Genomic DNA, 17,704 nt, shown 5'->3' on the forward strand with positions numbered 1-17,704 from the left:
GACAGGGCACTCCCATGCAAACTCGTAATCTCGGCCGTTCCGGCCTGCGTGTCTCCGCCGTCGGCCTCGGCTGCAACAATTTCGGCCAACGCACCGATCTGGAAACCTCGCGCAAGGTCATCCACAAGGCGATCGATCTTGGCATCACTTTGTTCGACACCGCCGACATCTATGCCGGCATGGGCGGCTCCGAGACGGTGCTTGGCGAAGTGCTAGGCGATCGCCGCAAGGACATCGTGCTGGCGACGAAATATTGCAAGCCGATGAGCAATGACGGCAGCAAGCAGGGCGCCTCGCGCCGCTACATCATGAGCGCGGTGGAAGCGAGCCTGAAGCGGCTGAAGACCGACTATATCGATCTCTATCAGCAGCACGACTACGATGCGCTGACGCCCATCGAGGAAACACTGCGCACGCTCGACGACCTCGTGCGCCAGGGCAAGGTGCGTTACATCGGCAATTCCAACTTCCCGGCCTGGCGCATCGCCGAAGCCGAGATGGCCGCGCGCCAGATGGGCGTCGCGCCCTTTGTGTCGTGCCAGGACGAATACAGCCTCGTCGTCCGCGACATCGAGAAGGATCTGCTGCCGGCCGCGCAGCATTTCAATCTCGGCCTGCTGCCCTTCTTCCCGCTCGCCAACGGTCTGCTCACCGGCAAGTACAAGCCCGGCTCTGAGCCGCCTGCAGACTCACGCTTCGCCAAGGCGCCTGCCTTGCGCGATCGCTCCGCCACGCCACGTAATCAGGCCATCGTCGAGAAGCTCGACGCCTTCGTGAAAGCTCGCGGCCACACGCTGCTCGAACTCGCCTTCTCCTGGCTCGCGGCCCGGCCGCAGGTCTCGAGCGTCATCGCGGGCGCGACGCGCGTGGAGCAGATCGAGCAGAATGTGAAGGCGGCGGAGTGGAAGCTGACGGCGGAGGAGATGGCGGAGATCGATACGATTACGTTGGGGTAGGACTACAAATCTAGCTGCGTAGCCCGGATGGGGCGCACCACCATCCGGGCTACAGCCTATTCAGCGACACTCACCGTATTTCCGTTGAATGCCCTTGGAATTATCGCCGCCGGTTACTTTTCGTCGCTTGCCGTCACCGCAGGAGACGTAGACGGTCTCGCCAGACGCGAGTGTACCTGGAGGGGGCTCATTCTCGAGCGCACCACCGCCCGCTGAGATACATTTGCGATACGCTATGGCCGGCCCCGAGGGGACTGATCGTGCGCGCCACTGCTCTGCAGTAAATCCATTCTTGGCCATGCATGCCTGCGATTTGGCACTCTGCGCCGGAGCCGCGACTGGGAAAAGTAACAAAACAAATGCAGCAAGAATAATTTGTCGTCTCATGGGCCCCTCCAATAGAAATTAGTGGGCCAAAGAATATCTATTCCTGCGATTCGATAAACCAAAAGTTGCGCTTTAAGCGCAGCTCGCTCCGTGCAGCCCCTTTAAGCAACCAATCCCTTCGCCGGCTTCACCAGCGCGCTATCAGGAAACACCTGCTCGGCCAGTGCACGCTCGCTGATGCCGAGGTGATCGTGCAGCACGCCCTTGAAGATAGCGCGCAGATCCGTGGTCGGAGCGAGATCGCGGGCTTCATAAAGCTTGCCATTCGCGAGGCCCGGCCAGTCCGCAATCACCCGGCCGCCCTTGATCGCGCCGCCCGCCAGCAACGCAATCGTGCCGGTGCCGTGATCTGTGCCGGCAGTCCCGTTGATCTTCGCAGTGCGACCGAACTCGGTGGCGACGACGACGATCGTGTCCTTCCAATGCGTACCCAACCCGCTCTCGAATTCCGCCAGCGCGCCATCGAGCCCACCGAGCAGTTGCGCCAGACGGCCGACCGGCCCGCCTTCCTGCGCATGGGTATCCCAGCCATCGAAAGCCAACGCTGCGATGCGCGGGCCGTCATCGGCAGCCATCAGTTTCGCCGCGCCGCGCGCGACCTGCCGCATCGCCTCGACGGCATTGCCGCCACCCTTCGGCTTCATCGCATCACCAACGGCAATCTTGTCGAGCTTCAGACCTTGCGACAGCGCCGTCGCTAAAGCGGGATCACGATCCTGATACAATTGCATCAGCCGCATCGCCGTATCATCGGCCGCATTCGGCAGATTGACCGGCGCCCAGCCGACCGTTGGCGCGGCACCACGCAGCACCAGCGGGGTCGTGGGCCCGATCGCGAGACCTGACGAGACGCGCTCGCCGCGCGGCAGCGATTCAATGGCGCGGTTGAGCCAGCCGGACTGCACCCGGCCGGGACCGGCATAGCCGCTCTCCAGCACGTCCTGCCCGTCGAAATGCGAGCGCTCGCGATAGGATGTCGCCACCGCATGGACGACAGCCGCCTTGTTATCGCGATACATCCGCGCGAATTCCGGCATCGCCGGATGCATGCCGAAGAACGAGTCCAGCGCGATGGCGGCATTCGGGCCGTCTTTTGCCAGCGCAATCGAGCCATGCAGGGCGGCATAATCGGGATCGCCGAGCGGTGCGACGGTCGCGAGGCCATCGAGCGCACCGCGCAGGATCACCACGACCAGGCGCGGATCGCGCGCGTCGGCGGCGCGGGCAAATTTCGGCAGATAGGCCCAGGCCGCAAAGGCTGCGCCTGACAGCAAGAGCGATCGGCGCGTGGGGCCGAGCATGCGGCTTTCACAGCAGTCCATCGTCATCTCCTCTGGAATTCCGGTGACATCAGCAGCAGCGTCAAGGCCTGCTGCCGCGTCTCCGCACGCGCTATCGTCTGTCGCGTTTCGGATGAGGCCGCCTCGCCAGCGACCACATCTAGCATCTCGCGCGGATCGATACTGTCGGGCAGCCGCGTCGAAACCTGCGCCGCGAGATCGAGCCGTAGTTTCATGCCTTCGGGCACCGCCCATGCGGCATTGCCATCGGGAAAACCGTTCGGCCCCGGCGGCGTCCAGAGCGGCTGGCCCAGTGTCTGCAGCCCCGCGAAATAGCGGCCCGGATCTTCGGGGATCCGCGCCAGCAGGCGGCCGGTGGAGATCAGATATTCATAGGGCGTGCGAAGCCTGGCCATCGGCATCTGCCAGGCTTCATTGGAGTCGAGCAGCGCCAGTGCCAGCGCTTTCAGATCGCCGTCGGTTTTTCTGAACACACTTTCCAGCCGCGCCAGCAACGCTGACGGCGGCACATCAGAAACGAAATGCTGCGCGAACTTCCTGGCGATGAACTTCGCCGTCGATGGATGCCGCGCGAGATCGGCGAGCGCCGCCTCGCCCTGTGTCACCCCGGTGTCGTCATAGGTCTTGCCCAGCAATTGCTGTGGCCCCGGCTCGTGCGCATTAGCGTTGAATGCGAAGCTGCCCGGTGTGCCGATCTTTCCTTCGCGCCCGGCAAAGGTCCAGCCGGTGATGATCCGTGCCAGCGACGTCACATCGGCCTGCGTGTAACCGCCGCCGACACCAAGCGTATGCAGCTCCATGATCTCGCGCGCGAGATTTTCATTGAGGCCGCGCTTGCCCCTCTCGCCGGCTTTCGAAGTCGGCCCGATCGATTGCTGGTTGTCGAGGAAAAACAACATCGCCGGATGCTGTTCGACAGCCTTCAGCATGTCCCCGAATTTGCCGAGCACATAAGGCCGGATCGCCTCGCGTTCGAACGAACCGGCCCACATCCGCGCAGGATCGCCCTTGCTGGCCGAGATGCAGAAATGGTTCGACCAGAACACGACGAGGCGTTCGACGAAGCCACCCTCGGTAATGGTCGCGCGCTGGATCCGTGCCAGCGCTTCCGCACGATAGGTCTTCTGCACCACATTGGGCGGCAGCGCGACGGCCGGTGGCGGCTTCGGTGCGTCGGGCTGCACGGTCATCGTCATATTGCCGGTCATGGCTGGTGCTTCCGGCTTTTTATCCATGGCGGATGGAGCGGCTTCCACCGGAACGAGTGCCGGCGTCTTCAACGCTGCCTCTCGCGCCGTCTTCACCTCAAGCTGATAGGCGAACATCGCCTGACCGAGTTCGGCGGTCGATTGCAGGCCCGGCAGTTCCAGCAGCGCCGCATTGGGACGCGCCAGCTCGGCCTTCACGAAGCCGCGGGGATCGGAGGCCGCATTGACGATATCGCCGGAGGCGCCGCCGCGCGCGCCGAAGCCAAAGCGATTCAGCGCAATTAGCGCGCCTTGCGGGTCGCGGGCCATCGGGTTTCCCTCATTCTGCCTTCGTCCTATGATGGATCTGGCCATCGTAGGCGCCACGCCCGATATACGGGTGGAACAGATGAACCCGGCATGAAAATCGCGCTGAAATTTGGGCTGCTTTCATGAATTATCGGACAGAAACCGTAAAGCCGCTCAGCCGCCGCCTGACCTGCTCGGATTGCGGCACCGAATTCGGATGCGACCTGTCGGGCAATTGCTGGTGCGCCGAGGAGACCGCAAAACTGCCGATGCCGACGACCGGTGGCGACTGCCTGTGCCGCGATTGCCTGCGCAAAGCGGCGGAAGCTTACAGACAATCACAAGCGACGTGACGGTGCGGATCGACCGCCCCGGGAAGTTTTGCGAGGCATATCGCCGCTGCGCGGGAATGGATCACCGCGAGATGTTGCCTCTTGTGCCATCGCATGCGGCCACATCTTCCATTCATCGCTGCACTCACACGTCGCATCCAGATTTAGCCATATTTTCTAACGGCACAAGCTCGATCGCTTTGCATTTCATGAAGGTTTTCCGTCGACGTTGACGCAAAGCAGAAAGCGCGGATGCGAGTCCGCCCGCATGGGAATGTCTTAGTGCCCGTATTGTCTCTCCGCATCGCTCGCCTTGCATGTGTCGTCGCAGTCATCCTCGCCATCGCGCCTGATGCCGATGCGCGCACGTCGCATTCCACCGATCAGTTTCTCTCGCGGGACGATCTCAAGACCGTTACCGAAGCTACGCGTCTTGCCAGTGTCGGGGAAATCGACGCAGCAACGCGTGCGCGCGATCACATCCGTGATCCTCTCGGACGCAAGCTCGTCGAATGGGTGATCCTGCGTTCGGACGGCGATGCTACCGACTTCACGCGCTACGCGAATTTTTTGCAGGTCAACCCGACATGGCCTGGCATGGTACTCGTGCAACGGCGCGCCGAAGCGCGGCTATGGATCGAGCGCACCGATGCCGCCACCGTGCGCGCCTTCCTCACGCATCGTGAACCGCGCACGGCACTTGGCCAATTGGCGATGGCACGGGCACTGGCTGCGCTCGGTGATTCCAACAGAGGCCTGACATATGCGCGCACGGCATGGCGCAGCGACGGTTTCTCGGCAACTGTGGAAAGCGAGATCCTGCAGATCTATGGATCACGGCTGACGCGCGCCGATCACGTCGCGCGGCTGCATAACCGGCTCTATGCCAACGATTTCACGACGGCGATGCGCTCAGCCAAACGATTGGGACCGAGTGAAGTCGCCATCGTCTCGGCACGCGCGGCGGTAATCGGCAAGAAGGCAAAGGCCGCGACACTGCTCGCTGCGGTGCCGGCAAACCTGCGCGGCGACCCCGCCTTTCAGTTCACGCACATCCAGTGGCTGCGGCGCAGCGGGCGCGACAGTGAGGCGGCGCAACTGATGCTGACGGCGCCCCGCGATCAGAGCGTGATCAACAGTCCTGACATCTGGTGGGTCGAACGCCGTGCCCTGGTGCGTTCACTGCTCGACGAGGGCAAGGCGCGGCTCGCCTATCGAGTCGCGCAGGAGGCCGCGCCGGAGAAGGAGACCTACCGTGTCGACCGCGCCTTCATGGCGGGCTGGATCGCGTTACGCTTCCTGCGCGATCCGCAGACGGCCACCCAGCATTTCGCTGGTATACCGAACATCACCCGCGGCCCGACAGCATTGGCCCGTGCGCAATACTGGCTCGGCCGCGCTGCGGACGCGGGCCGCAATCGCCCCGCCGCGCAACAGCACTACGCGCTCGCGGCGGAGCATGGCACGACCTATTACGGCCAGCTCGCTTGCGCCCGCTTGGGCTGCCGCAAGGCGAAGCTGCGAACGCCGCCGACACTGACGCAGGCGCAGCGTGTCACACTTGCCGGCCGCGAGCTGGTTCGTGCCGTCGAGATTCTTTACGGGACCGGCAATCGCAGGCTGGTCGTGCCGTTCGTCGGCGATCTGACACGAGCGAGTGATACCACATTGCTGGCGATGATTGCAGAATCCGCCGCAAGGCATCGCGATCCCGGCGCCATGCTTGCGGTCGGCCGCGCCGCGCTCAATCGTGGCCTCGCTTTCGAAAGCTATGCTTTTCCCGCAACAGGCCTTCCGGATTTCACGTCGATCGGCGAGAAGACCGACAAGAGCCTCGTCTATGCCGTCGCGCGCACCGAGAGCGCGTTCAATCCGCGCATTACCTCAGGCGCGATGGCGACCGGCTACATGCAGGTAACGCCGGCCGCAGGACAAACCCTGGCGCGACGGATGGGCTTCACCTTCAACAATGACCGACTACACAACGATCCCGCCTATAACCTGCAACTTGGCTCGGCGGAGATCGCCAACCTGCTCAGCGACTATGACGGCAATCACGTGTTGGCTTTCGTCGGCTACAATGCCGGACGCGGCCGCGTGCGCCAATGGATCGCGCGCTATGGCGACCCACGCCAGCGCGATGTTGACGTGATCGATTGGGTCGAACGCATTCCCTATGCGGAGACACGCAATTACGTGCAGCGCGTGCTCGAGAATCTGCAGGTCTATCGCGCGACGTTCGGCAGTCCGACATTGGCGATCGAAAACGACATGCGGGGGCGTCAGGGCTGAGATGCGGTCGCGGAGCTGCGGCGACTGGAGGCTTACGCCTTAATGCTTGAGCCTTGGCCGTTCCGCACCCGTCGCGGTCGGACTCCAGATAGTAGCTGCGCTTGTGCTGCAGCATTTCCTGATCGGCGCGCTTCACCACCAGTTCCAGCCGCTCCGCGAGACAGTGGCCGGCTTTCCACTAGCGGATCGAACACTTCGCCGGCTCGCCGCAGCAGCGCATCGCCGCTCGGATTGCGGAACCGAATTCGATTGCGACCTGTCTGGCAATTGCCGGTGCGCCGAGCGATCCTGGAAGCTGCGTGGGCTGAATTGGCCGAGCGCGGTTATTCGGGGCTGACGATGGAGGCCGTCGCCGAGCGGGCCGGCACGAGCCGCCCTGTGCTCGCACGTCGTTGGGATGGAAAGGCGCCACTTGCTATCGCGGCCATTCGGCAACAGATGACGAAGCACCCGCTGAAGGTGTCGGATCAGGGCAACCTGCGTGCAGAACTGCTGGAGTTTCTGGAACGTGCGTCAGATCGTGCCTCCGGAATTGCGGCCGCATTCACGCTGTTCTCAAGCGGGTATTTCACGGAAAGCTCGTCTGTACCAAAGGATCTGCGCGCTGCGCTCATCCAGGGCGAAGTACAACCGCTCTCCGCGATTCTGGAACGCGCAGTGAAGCGCGGCGAGGTTGATCCGAAAGGGTTGATCCCTCCCGTCGCTTCGCTGCTGAGCGACCTTTTTCGGCACCATGTCATCATGAATTTTTCGGCGCCGCCCCCTGCACTGCGGAAGGTTTGGGTTGACGCCATGTTCCTACCGCTCGTTCGAGCCAAGTAGGACTGTGCCGGATCGATCACGCCAATCTTGTCGAGACGGGATGTCGCCTCCGTTTGCCCATGCCGGCTACCTGCCGCTCAAGCGGTAAGCGATCCCCTGCGGTCGTGGTCGACCTGCATGTAATAAGTACGCTTGGCTTGAAGCATATGCATATCGGCGCGTTTGACCACTTGTTCGAGCCGTTCTCCCGGCTGGCTGGTCGCGATGCCCGTAGACAGGCTCAGTTCGTAGTCGGGATAGTACTGATTGTTGAGCTCGACGAGTTTACCGAGGGAAGCGAGAACGACCTCCCCGCCGGCGGCGTCGGTTCCAGGCAGCAGCACCGCGAATTCGTCGCCGCCGATGCGCGACACCGTAGCCGGCTTTTCGACCAGTGAATCGAACACTTCGCCGGCACGGCGCAGCAATGCGTCGCCGGTGGCATGGCCAAGGTCGTCATTGGCAGCTTTCAGTCCGTTGAGATCGGCAACGATCACGGTGACCGGCTGCACTCCCTTGCGTTCGAGCCGGTTGAGTTCGTCCACGAAGAACGAGCGGTTCGTGGTGCGCGTCAGCACGTCGTGGGTGCCGAGATATTCCAGATAGGCTTCTGCCTTCTTGCGCGCCGTGATGTCGGTCAGCGCGACCTGCACCTGTGACCAGTCGCGCTCATGCCCGGGCAACACCGAGAACTGCAGCAGCAGATGAAGCTTGGTGCCGTCGAGCGCGTAGTTGACGACCTCGCGCTGCTGGAACAGTTTTCCTTCCCAGAGGTCGATCAGTTGCTCGCGGAAATGCGGCTCCATCTCGTCGCGAAACACATCCGATAACTGACGAAGCAGCGTCTCCTTGTCGGGCGCGCCGAACAGTTCAAGCGTGCGGCTGTTGACGTCGATCACGCGGATTTCGCTCATGCAGCGCAGGACGAATTCCTCGTGCACATCCGTGAACACGCGAAGGTCCTCGATGCCGCGCGCGCGGACCTCGTCCACCAGGCGCTTGACCCCGCTGAAATCCTCGACCCACAGCGATACCGGCGAATGCGCAAACAGGCCGAACGCATAGTTCTCGCTCTCCGCGAGGCGACGACGCGCGCCTTCGCGTTCGGTCACATCTTCGATGGCGATCATCACGCGATCCCAGCGATCTTCGTGTCCGGGCAGAACGGTGCCGTGCAATTGGATGTCGAGGCGCTCGCCTTTCAGCGTGTAGTTGACCGTATGGCTGGAAAAGCTGGTCCGTCCGCTCCAGAGCTGCGCCAGTTCCGACACATGAGTCTTGAACGTGTCGTCACGCATCACCAGACTGAGACTGACCGTCAAGTGCGACAGGTCACGCGCACCAAACAGTGACAGCGTTTTGCGATTGACCTTGAGAATGCGGATGTGCTGCGAGCACTCACGGACCCGTTCGGGATTGGCGAGCAGAAATGTCTCGATATCGTCGACGCCCTGCGCTTGCCACTGCTCGAACAGCGCCTTCACATCGCTGTAGTCCTCGATCCAGAGCGAGACCGGGGCGAGGTCGAACATCATGGTATCGCTGGCGATATTGGTAGACGGAACGGACATAGAGACCTTGGCGCGAGAGACAGCGTGAATCGTTGCGGTACTCCCTTATAGCGGGAGTTATCCAGAATATCTGCCGGATTTCGATGGAACGCGCGCAGAACCCGCTTTGACGCGGATTTAAATACCAGCGACTGACCTGATCAACGCGCGCGCGTAATGGAACTCACACCGGATAGCCCGCTGAGTTCCGCGCCATGCCGTTAAAAGCATCAAGCATTCTTTCGCGCCACGCATAGATCGCGTCATCTTCCGCCAGCAGCTTGAACGGCGAGATCGCCCGCGCCCACTGGAACGGGCCGAACACGATGTAGTCGGCATAGTTTGGCGTGGCGCCGCCAAGGAACGGCTGCGTCTTCAGGGTGAGGCGCATTGGATCGAGCGACTTGCGGAAGGCATCGACGCCCGTGTCGCGATTGGATGCGACCTCTTCCAGCGACTTCTTGAACCGCGCTTCGCGACTCTCGCGGAAATAGACCTGATCGACCGGACGCAGATGACCATGAATATCCGCGACGATGAACGGAAACATGCCGGCGACCACGACCGTGTCGCCCCACCAGTTCAGCATCCGCCCCATGGCGCGGCCGCCCTCGCCGCCGAACAATGACGGACGATCCGGATAGGTGTCCTCGAGATAATTGGCGATTGCCCAGGAGTCGCTGACCGCGCGTTCGCCATCGAGCAACACCGGTACCTTTTCGGATTTGTGCTTGCTGATCGCGTCCTTCTCGGTGAAGCGCCACGGAATCGATGTCGCATCGAGACCCTTATGTGCCAGCGCCATCCGGGTGCGCCAGCAGAACGGGCTGAAAGGACGATCTTCGTCGGTGCCGACCAGTTCGAACAGTTGCAGCGCCATGATCTATCCCTTCACCACAGCCGACGTTTGCCCGAACAGCAGCTTGCGCTCTTCCTCGGTGCGGATCGGCGGCTGGCCGAAATTGGGATTGACCTCTTTGGCGATCTCATAGGCGCGCTTCACAGCGGGGCGCTCGGCGATGGTTTCGAGCCAGCGTTTGAGATGCGGGAAGTCGTTGATGTCCTGGCTCTGGTTCTTGTAGGGCACGATCCAGGGATAGCTCGCCATGTCGGCGATCGAATAGTCGCCGGCGATGAATTTGCGATCCGCGAGGCGCTTGTTGAGCACGCCATAGAGCCGGTTGGTCTCGTTCACATAGCGATCGATGGCGTAGGTGATCTTCTCCTGCGCATAGTTGCGGAAGTGATGGTTCTGTCCGGCCATCGGCCCGAGCCCGCCCATCTGCCAGAACACCCACTGGATCGCGTCATAGCGCACAGCGAGATCATCGCTCAGGAACTGGCCGGTCTTCTCGGCGAGATACATCAGCATGGCGCCTGACTCGAACACCGAAATCGGCTTGCTGCCGCTCTTCGGCGCATGATCGACCAGCGCCGGAATGCGGTTGTTTGGCGCAATCGCCAAAAAGTCGTCCTTGAACTGATCACCCTTGCCGATATTCACCGGGATGACCTTGTAGGGCAGCCCCGCTTCCTCAAGAAAGATCGTGATCTTGTGGCCGTTGGGCGTGCTCCAGTAGTAAAGGTCGATCATCGGGCTTTCCTGCGCATGCTGGATGACGCGCATCCGAACTGAATGCGGTTGCATCGAGTTCGCCAGAACGACCATGTGAAGTCAATGCCGGCGCAGCACGGGAATGCAGATCCGCCCTGCAGAACATGAATGCCGCGCCCCCATGGAGCGCGGCATTCGTTGGCGATTTTGCGTGAAATAGCAGCGTGCGCCTTACATGCCCATGATGGCGATATCCGTCACCTTGCCGGTGACGCCCGAAATCTTGGCGGCCTCCGTCGCCTTGCCGGTAGCGAGATCGACGCTGTAGAGCGTGCCGTCCGCCATCAGCCAGGCTTCATTTCTAGTGCCATCCGACCAGATATCGAAGGCGACAGTCGCCGGCTTGATGCCGAGTTTGCCGACCGCGCCGAGAATGCCGTCGTTCGGCGGCGCCTGCTTCACCAGCGCGCCGATGGTGCCGTCGATGTTGAACAGCGCCGTCTCCTTGGTGCCCTTCACCGAATTGGTATAGGCGCCGGCGATGACGTTGGGCTTCTCGCCCTTGTGCATATCGGTCTCGGCATATTTGTGATCGCCGTCCTTCGTCACCTTGCCGTCATCGACATTGGCGCGCAGGCTCATGCCGTCCGAGCCCATCACCCGCAGACGGTCGGCCACCGGATTGAAATCCACAGTGGCAGCAACGCCCTTGGCCAGCATGGTGTCGAGCTTCGACTTCACCGTCGCCTTGCCGTCCGCGGCAATGGTGACCACGGTGCCGTCATCGACCAGGCCATAGAGCATGCCATCGGCCGGCCGGACGTCGATGCCAACCAGCGCGCCGGAAATGCCGGTGACCTTGACGGACCCCATCGCCTTCTTTTGCGCGGTATCGACTGTCGCAATGGTGTCGCCGCCGACCAGGGCTGCGACCTGGGCGGCGTTGGCGGCGGCCGCGGGGATCAGCAGCAATGCTGTGGTGGCAGCGAAAAGCGAACGAAATGACATGAGTGGCTCCCTGTGTTTCCGCGATCCCCTCGGGACCGACAGAAGGACTACCGGCGGGCCCTCCCGACTGGATGCACACCCCTGAAAATAAATTCATTTGGGTGCATCCAATTGCGCGCGGCAAAGGTACACTGTCTATGCAAGGGCATGGACATGACTGGGAATGGCACCATCACCGAGACCCGGCGCGACGAGGCGGGCCTCGGCCACGCGCGCGAGGCGCAGCTGTCGGCCGCGCTGGCGCGTTGCGCAGCCGGCGATCGCGCGGCTCTGCAGATGATCTACAATAGCGAAGCACCAAGAATGATCGGGGTCGCCCGCCGCATCCTGTTCCGGCAGGATCTGGCGGAGGAAGCCGTGCACGACGCCTTCGTGCGGATCTGGGGTGCGGCCGCCTCGTTCGATCCGCATCGCGGCTCGGCGCGTGGCTGGCTCTATGCTGTCGTGCGCAACCGCGCGCTCAGCATTCACCGCAACGAGCATCGCTATGACGCGTCCGACGACAGTGCGCTCGATATCGACTGCGAGGCGACCGTGACGCGGATGCCGGAGACATCGGCGCTGCGCAAATGCCTGGAGCGGATCGACCGGCCGCGCCGCGATGTCGTGGTGCTGGCCTATGTCCATGGCATGAGCCATGGCGAACTGGCCGGGCGGCTGAAGGTACCCTTGGGCACCGTGAAGAGCTGGGTCCGCCGCAGTCTGTTCTCGCTGCAGGAGTGCATGGGATGAGCATGCACGACGACAACACGCATTCCACCGACGATCTCGCCGCCGATTATGTGATGGGTCTGCTCGAAGGCGCGGAGCTTGCCGCAGCCGAAGCGCGCATGACCGACGATGCCGATTTCGCCAGGGCCGTCAGCACCTGGCGCGAGCGATTGGCCGATCTCGACGCCACAGCCGAAGCGCTCGCCCCCAGTGCCGCGCTATGGGACCGCATCACCGACTCCACCAAGGTGAAACCGGCGATCCCGCTGCCCGGCGCCCGCGCCGCGCTGCGCGGCGCAACGCTGTGGGACAATATCGGCTTCTGGCGCGGCACCGGGATCGGCGGGGTGTTCGCGGCCTTGATGCTTGTGGTGATCCTGATCGGCGCGCTCGCAACGTCGCGCCAGCTCCGCCGCGAACTGATCGCGCTGGCGCAGCGCAAGCCGATCTATGTCGCCGTGCTGGTCAACGACGCCACGAGGGAAACCGGCGCCATCGTCAACACCTTCTCCGACGGCCGCGTCGAACTGATCCCGCTGCGCCCGATCGACGTCCCTGCTGGCCGCACGTTGCAGGTCTGGACCCTGTGGGATCGCAATGTCGGCCCGAAGTCCATCGCCGTCACCAACCAGTCCCGCACCCTGCAACTCGATCTCGAAGCACTGCCGGAAACCGTCGCGGATCAGCTGTTTGAGATCACGCTTGAGCCCGAAGGCGGCTCGCCGACCGACCGTCCGACCGGGCCGATCCTGTTCAAGGGCAATGCCGCGCGGGCGTTGTAGTCTCGCGGCGATCGTTCTTGGCCATTGAACGCTTCGGCCCTTGTAAGCGACAAAGGGCCAGTGTTCGGCGTCGAATGGCGCGTTGCGGAGAGAATGCATGCGATATTCGACCGATGACCTGCGCGCGGCTGTCACAGCCGGCGTGCTTCCCTCCACGCAGCTCGACGCCCTGCTGGCTTTCCTCACGGCGCGTTTGCCGGAGCAGCCGGCTGCCGGCCCGAAATTCGATGTCGTGCATTTGCTCTGGTATGCTGGCGCGCTGGTGGTGATATCAGCGATGGGGCTGTTCTCGACGCTGGCGTTTTCGCAAATGGGCGGACCGGCACTGACCGCCACCGCACTTGTCTATGCCGGCCTGTTCACCGCCGCCGGTCACTATCTCTGGACGGTCAAGAAGCTGCGCACGCCGGGCGGACTGCTCATTGCGGTGGCCGTGGCGATGACGCCGCTCGCCGTGTTCGGCATACAGGATGCCTACGGTGCATGGACCCAATTCGGCAAGCCGGCGGCGATGCGCGATTTCTATGTCTGGATCAAGGGCAGCTTCGTCTTCATGGAGCTTGCGACCATCGCCGCGGCGATCGTGGCACTGCAATTCTATCGCTTTCCCTTCATCGTGTTCATCATGGCGGTCGCGCTGTGGTTCCTGTCGATGGATGTCGTGCCGTGGATCACCGGTGCGGGTTACGGTAACTGGGAGATGTCGCGCAAGATTTCGATCTGGTTCGGCCTCGGCATTCTGGTTGCTGCGGTGATCGTCAACCTGCGCCAGCGCAGCGGCGATTTCGCATTCTGGCTTTATCTGTTCGGCGTCCTGACATTCTGGGGCGGCATCACCGCCACGTCGAACGGCAGCAATCTCGACAAGGCGCTGTATTGCGCGCTGAATGTCGGCTTCCTGCTGATCTCGGTCGCGCTGTCGCGGCGGGTGTTCGCGGTGTTCGGCACTATCGGCATTGCGATCTATCTCGGCGATCTCGCGGAGAAGATCTTCAAGGATTCGATGCTGTTCCCGTTCGCGCTGTCGCTGATCGGCATCGGCATCATTGCGCTGGGGCTGTATGTCCATCGCCACCAGCGCGACATCGGCACCTGGGTCGATGCGCGCCTGCCCGAATCGCTCAAGCGCCTGCGGGCGGAACCAGTCGCCGGATAGGCGTGATGAAGCCGGCCCCCTGCAGGCGGGAAGCAGGACAGCAAGCCTCGTCCCCTTGAATGGACGAGTCCGTTCGGGCATCCTTGCAATCAAGGATAGTATTCAAGGGAGGCTGCCCATGACGTTGTCGCGTCGGACCGTTCTGTTGTCGCTCACCCTGTCGCTCGCCGCAGTGCCGGCCTGGTCGGCCTCTTTCCTGGCGCAACTCGATCCCGACAAGGATGGCACCGTCGACCTCGCCGAGGCCAAGGCGGCCGCCGGCAAACTGTTCGACCGGCTCGACCGCGACAAGGACGGCACGCTGGACGCCAAGGAGCTGCGCGGCCGCATGAGCAAGAGCGAATTCGCTGCCGCCAATCCGGACAATGACGGCACTCTCGACAAGGCGGAATATCTCGCCGTGGTGGAAACCCGGTTCCGCGCGGCAAACCCCGACAATGACGGCACCATCGACAGCAGGGAATTCGCTACGTCCGCGGGCAAGAAGCTGTTGAAGCTGCTGAAATAGGGTCCTTTTATCGCCACCGGACTCGCCCCATATTCCGGCCATGGCCTCGCGCTACAGCTCGACCTCAAAACCCTGCCGGACACCGTGGCGGATCTGTCGTTGAAGAACACGCAGGCCGTACTTGATCGATGGCGAACAGTCCACGCAGCTTCAGCGAATGTCAGTTGCAGTCACGCGTGACCCTCAAGCCAATCCGTCGACCTCTGGGCAATCCAGTCAACAGCGTGCTCTTTGGTTATATAAACACCTATCAACTGCTCGATTTCCTCGTCAGTCCAAACGGCATCAATGACCCAGCCCAGGCCGGAATCAAGCTTGCGCGTGGCGAAAATCGGTGCGGGTTCAAGCATGACGCATCTCCCGAGAGGCAAGAACAGCGCTACGCACCATCACCGATAAGTACCATCGGCACGGTCGCGATGATCGTGGGAGATAATCAATCTGAGTAACGTGACAATTTCTGCGCATTGCGTTGCTCCAGGATCGGATCGGCGCTTCAGTATCCAGGCATTCGATAGCGACGAACGCTTCGTGAGGTGGAAATGAACCTCAGGGTCATTGACCAAGAATTCTGCAAAGAACCAAACGATGAGAGGCAGCAGCTGCTATAAATGGCATGGGGCCTGCTGCATGATCCCATCATCCATCGCGTCAGATAACATCGCTTCAGATAATATTGTGTTTGTCCGGCCAGCGCTCGCCCTGCTCAAATTCGGATCAGCAACAGGATCGCGCATCATTTGTGGACTGCTCGATTCAGACTGATCGACTGACCGGCGTTCAGATCGTACATACCAACAAGAGTTGCCCAGACTACCAAATTCTCGCGAAGATTGATTTGATCCAGATCAAATGCGGATGGCCGTGGTAGGCCGCGCCTCTCCCGATCTATTCCGCGCGCGCCTTCTTCGGTTCGACGATCTCGAAATCCGCCCTGAAGTCATCGAGCATGCCGAACAACTCGCGCAGCTTGAGCGGATTGCCGCGGATGGACACGTCGCCTGCCGCGACGCTGTCGGAGAATGTCCGCTGCTTGAGCGTGATCGCGTCGAGCGCCGCGCGCGTCAGTGTCACGCTGGCATCGGCATTGTCCGACAGCGTGCCTGATGTGTGCGTGAGCGCCGAGTTCTCCAGATTCATCACATAGGTCTGGTTGAGATCCGTGAAGGTCCAGTTGACGACGATGTGCTTGCCTTCCGCTTTCGGCGCGTTCAGCCGCACGCCGAGGAAATCGAAGGCGAGATCGATCGAGACACCCTTGAGCAGATCGGCGCTCGCGCCCGAGGCCGGCGCCTTGGGGACGCCGTTGCGGAGCTCCTGCGCGCCGAGCAGATAGGCGTTGCGCCACGTCGCCGCCTCACTTTGGTAGCCGAGCTGTTCGAGCGCGTCGGCGCCAAGATCTCGCGCCTCCTTGTTCGACGGATCGGCGAATACCACTTTGCTCATCACGCTGGCGACCCAGCGATATTGCCCGGCCTTGAAATCCTCCCGCGCCCGTTTAAGCACGGCATCCGCGCCGCCCATATATTCCACCTGCTTCTTCGCCTCCTCCACGCGCGGCAGCGGATTGAGGTCGGCGGGGTTGGCGTCGTACCAGCCGAGATAGAACTGATACACCGCCTTGGCATTGTGGCTCAGCGTGCCGTAATAGCCGCGCGCCGACCATTCATTCGCCAGCGATGGCGGCAGCTGCAATTGCTCGGCGATCTCCGTCGGTGTCAGGCCTTCGTTGAGGAGCCGCACCGTCTGGTCGTGGATGTACTTGTAGAGATCACGTTGCTTCTTCAGGAACGCGACGATCCGCTCATTGCCCCACATCGGCCAGTGATGCTGCGCAATGACCACATCGGTCTTCTTCCCGTAGCGCTCGATCGCCTCACCGATATATTTCGACCACAGCCGGCCGTCACGGATCTCCGCGCCGCGGATGGTGTAGAGGTTATGCATGTTGTGGGTGGCATCTTCCGCCATGTTCAACAGCTTGAACTGCGGGACATACATGATCATCTCGCTTGGGGCTTCCGAGCCCGGTACCAGATGGAATTCAATCTCGACGCCGTCGATCGTGCGGGTCTCGTAGCTTTGCTTGATGAGATCGTTAGGCGGGATCAGCGAGATCGTCCCCTTCGCCAGCGCCTTGCCGAGCCCGGTATCGATCTGCGCGCGTTCGCCGACCGGCAGCGCGCTGCCGAACTGATATTGCGCCCGGCGCCCCATGGCGTTGCCGGCGATGACATTCTCGGCCACCGCATGCTCCATGAAACCGTCGGGCGCGATCACCTTGATCTTGCCCGAGGCGGCGTCGGCCTCGGACATCACGCCCTTGCCGCCGCCGAAATGATCGGCATGGCTGTGGCTGTAGATCACCGCGAGCACCGGTCTGGCCGGACGATTGCTCAAATAGAGATCGAGCGCAGCGCGCGCGGTTTCATTGGATAGCAGCGGATCGATCAGGATCAGCCCGCTATCGCCTTCGATGATGGTGAGGTTGGCGAGATCGAGGCCGCGCACCTGATAGACGCGGTCGGTGACCTTGAAGAGCCCGTTGATCGCATTGAGCTGCGCCTGCCGCCACAGGCTGGGATTGACCGTCGCCGGCACCTCGTCCCGTTGCAGGAACCCGTAAGGCTTGGTGTCCCAGGCCGGCTTGCCGCCCGGGCCGGGGATCACGCCATCCGGCAGCGTGGCGACGAAGCCGCGTTTGGCATCCTCGAAATCGGCGCGGTCGCCGAACGGCAACGTCTTGAGGAACGAATCATTGACCGCGCGGGTGGCCGGCTCGGCATCCCCCGGCTGGGCGGAAGCCGACCATGGCGCGAACCCGCAGGCGCCCAACACCGCGAGCAACATCAACGTCTTGCGACCGTGA

General features: G+C 62.3%; 16 protein-coding genes. 8 read left to right on the plus strand and 8 right to left on the minus strand.

What is annotated here, in order from left to right:
• The first annotated feature begins 14 nt into the window (after positions 1-14).
• Entirely contained in the window at positions 15-956 is a 942-nt protein-coding gene (locus CIW50_RS13960) for an aldo/keto reductase (RefSeq protein ID WP_149531840.1), read from the plus strand.
• Between the two features lie 488 nt (positions 957-1,444).
• On the opposite strand, the gene CIW50_RS13965 is transcribed toward CIW50_RS13960, so the two are convergent.
• Together CIW50_RS13965 and CIW50_RS13970 are read right to left on the minus strand one after the other, a co-directional pair.
• Positions 1,445-2,671, minus strand: a complete 1,227-nt coding sequence (locus CIW50_RS13965) for a DUF1501 domain-containing protein (protein ID WP_149531841.1) — start codon at positions 2,669-2,671, stop codon at positions 1,445-1,447.
• Positions 2,668-4,161 (minus strand): DUF1800 domain-containing protein, encoded by a 1,494-nt coding sequence (locus CIW50_RS13970; RefSeq protein WP_149531842.1) that lies wholly within the window; start codon positions 4,159-4,161, stop codon positions 2,668-2,670. The genes CIW50_RS13965 and CIW50_RS13970 overlap by 4 nt, the downstream gene beginning before the upstream one ends.
• A gap of 122 nt (positions 4,162-4,283) precedes the next feature.
• Here CIW50_RS13970 and CIW50_RS29520 point away from each other — a divergent pair, with 122 nt between their 5' ends.
• The 3 genes from CIW50_RS29520 (at position 4,284) to CIW50_RS13985 (ending at position 7,586) form a co-directional block, all read left to right on the plus strand.
• Positions 4,284-4,493, plus strand: coding sequence for a hypothetical protein (locus tag CIW50_RS29520; protein WP_149531843.1), 210 nt, complete (start codon positions 4,284-4,286; stop codon positions 4,491-4,493).
• Positions 4,494-4,754: 261 nt separating this feature from the next.
• Entirely contained in the window at positions 4,755-6,764 is a 2,010-nt protein-coding gene (locus CIW50_RS13980) for a lytic transglycosylase domain-containing protein (protein WP_172980330.1), read from the plus strand.
• Positions 6,765-7,013: 249 nt separating this feature from the next.
• The gene (locus CIW50_RS13985) at positions 7,014-7,586 is read left to right on the plus strand and encodes a TetR/AcrR family transcriptional regulator (RefSeq protein ID WP_197738369.1); all 573 of its coding nucleotides are present in this window, start codon (positions 7,014-7,016) and stop codon (positions 7,584-7,586) included.
• Between the two features lie 77 nt (positions 7,587-7,663).
• On the opposite strand, the gene CIW50_RS13990 is transcribed toward CIW50_RS13985, so the two are convergent.
• The 4 genes from CIW50_RS13990 to CIW50_RS14005 all read right to left on the minus strand — a co-directional run bounded on the left by CIW50_RS13990 (position 7,664) and on the right by CIW50_RS14005 (position 11,678).
• Positions 7,664-9,136, minus strand: coding sequence for a sensor domain-containing diguanylate cyclase (locus CIW50_RS13990; RefSeq protein WP_197738370.1), 1,473 nt, complete (start codon positions 9,134-9,136; stop codon positions 7,664-7,666).
• 163 nt (positions 9,137-9,299) lie between these two features.
• Positions 9,300-9,995 (minus strand): glutathione S-transferase family protein, encoded by a 696-nt coding sequence (locus CIW50_RS13995; protein ID WP_149531846.1) that lies wholly within the window; start codon positions 9,993-9,995, stop codon positions 9,300-9,302.
• A gap of 3 nt (positions 9,996-9,998) precedes the next feature.
• Positions 9,999-10,709 carry a glutathione binding-like protein gene (locus CIW50_RS14000; protein WP_149531847.1) on the minus strand — a complete coding sequence of 237 codons (711 nt, stop codon included), beginning with the start codon at positions 10,707-10,709 and terminating at the stop codon, positions 9,999-10,001.
• A gap of 192 nt (positions 10,710-10,901) precedes the next feature.
• Entirely contained in the window at positions 10,902-11,678 is a 777-nt protein-coding gene (locus CIW50_RS14005; RefSeq protein WP_149531848.1) for a DUF4394 domain-containing protein, read from the minus strand.
• Positions 11,679-11,831: 153 nt separating this feature from the next.
• On the opposite strand from CIW50_RS14005, the gene CIW50_RS14010 reads away from it, so the two are divergent.
• From CIW50_RS14010 to lanM, 4 genes are all read left to right on the plus strand, one after another.
• A complete protein-coding gene (locus CIW50_RS14010) occupies positions 11,832-12,410 on the plus strand; it encodes a sigma-70 family RNA polymerase sigma factor (RefSeq protein WP_149531849.1) in 579 nt (192 codons plus the stop codon).
• Positions 12,407-13,171, plus strand: a complete 765-nt coding sequence (locus CIW50_RS14015) for an anti-sigma factor (protein ID WP_149531850.1) — start codon at positions 12,407-12,409, stop codon at positions 13,169-13,171. The genes CIW50_RS14010 and CIW50_RS14015 overlap by 4 nt, the downstream gene beginning before the upstream one ends.
• A gap of 97 nt (positions 13,172-13,268) precedes the next feature.
• Complete coding sequence (locus tag CIW50_RS14020; RefSeq protein WP_149531851.1) at positions 13,269-14,327, plus strand: hypothetical protein; 1,059 nt, start codon at positions 13,269-13,271, stop codon at positions 14,325-14,327.
• 118 nt (positions 14,328-14,445) lie between these two features.
• On the plus strand, positions 14,446-14,835 hold the full coding sequence (gene lanM / locus CIW50_RS14025; RefSeq protein ID WP_149531852.1) for a lanmodulin LanM: 390 nt from the start codon (positions 14,446-14,448) through the stop codon (positions 14,833-14,835).
• 170 nt (positions 14,836-15,005) lie between these two features.
• Here the strand turns inward: lanM and CIW50_RS14030 are convergent, their stop codons facing one another.
• Entirely contained in the window at positions 15,006-15,185 is a 180-nt protein-coding gene (locus tag CIW50_RS14030) for a hypothetical protein (protein WP_149531853.1), read from the minus strand.
• A gap of 538 nt (positions 15,186-15,723) precedes the next feature.
• The gene (locus CIW50_RS14035) at positions 15,724-17,685 is read right to left on the minus strand and encodes an alkyl/aryl-sulfatase (RefSeq protein ID WP_246664284.1); all 1,962 of its coding nucleotides are present in this window, start codon (positions 17,683-17,685) and stop codon (positions 15,724-15,726) included.
• Positions 17,686-17,704: the final 19 nt, after the last annotated feature.

The organism is Tardiphaga sp. P9-11 (assembly GCF_008329525.1).
Taxonomy (GTDB): Bacteria; Pseudomonadota; Alphaproteobacteria; order Rhizobiales; family Xanthobacteraceae; genus Tardiphaga.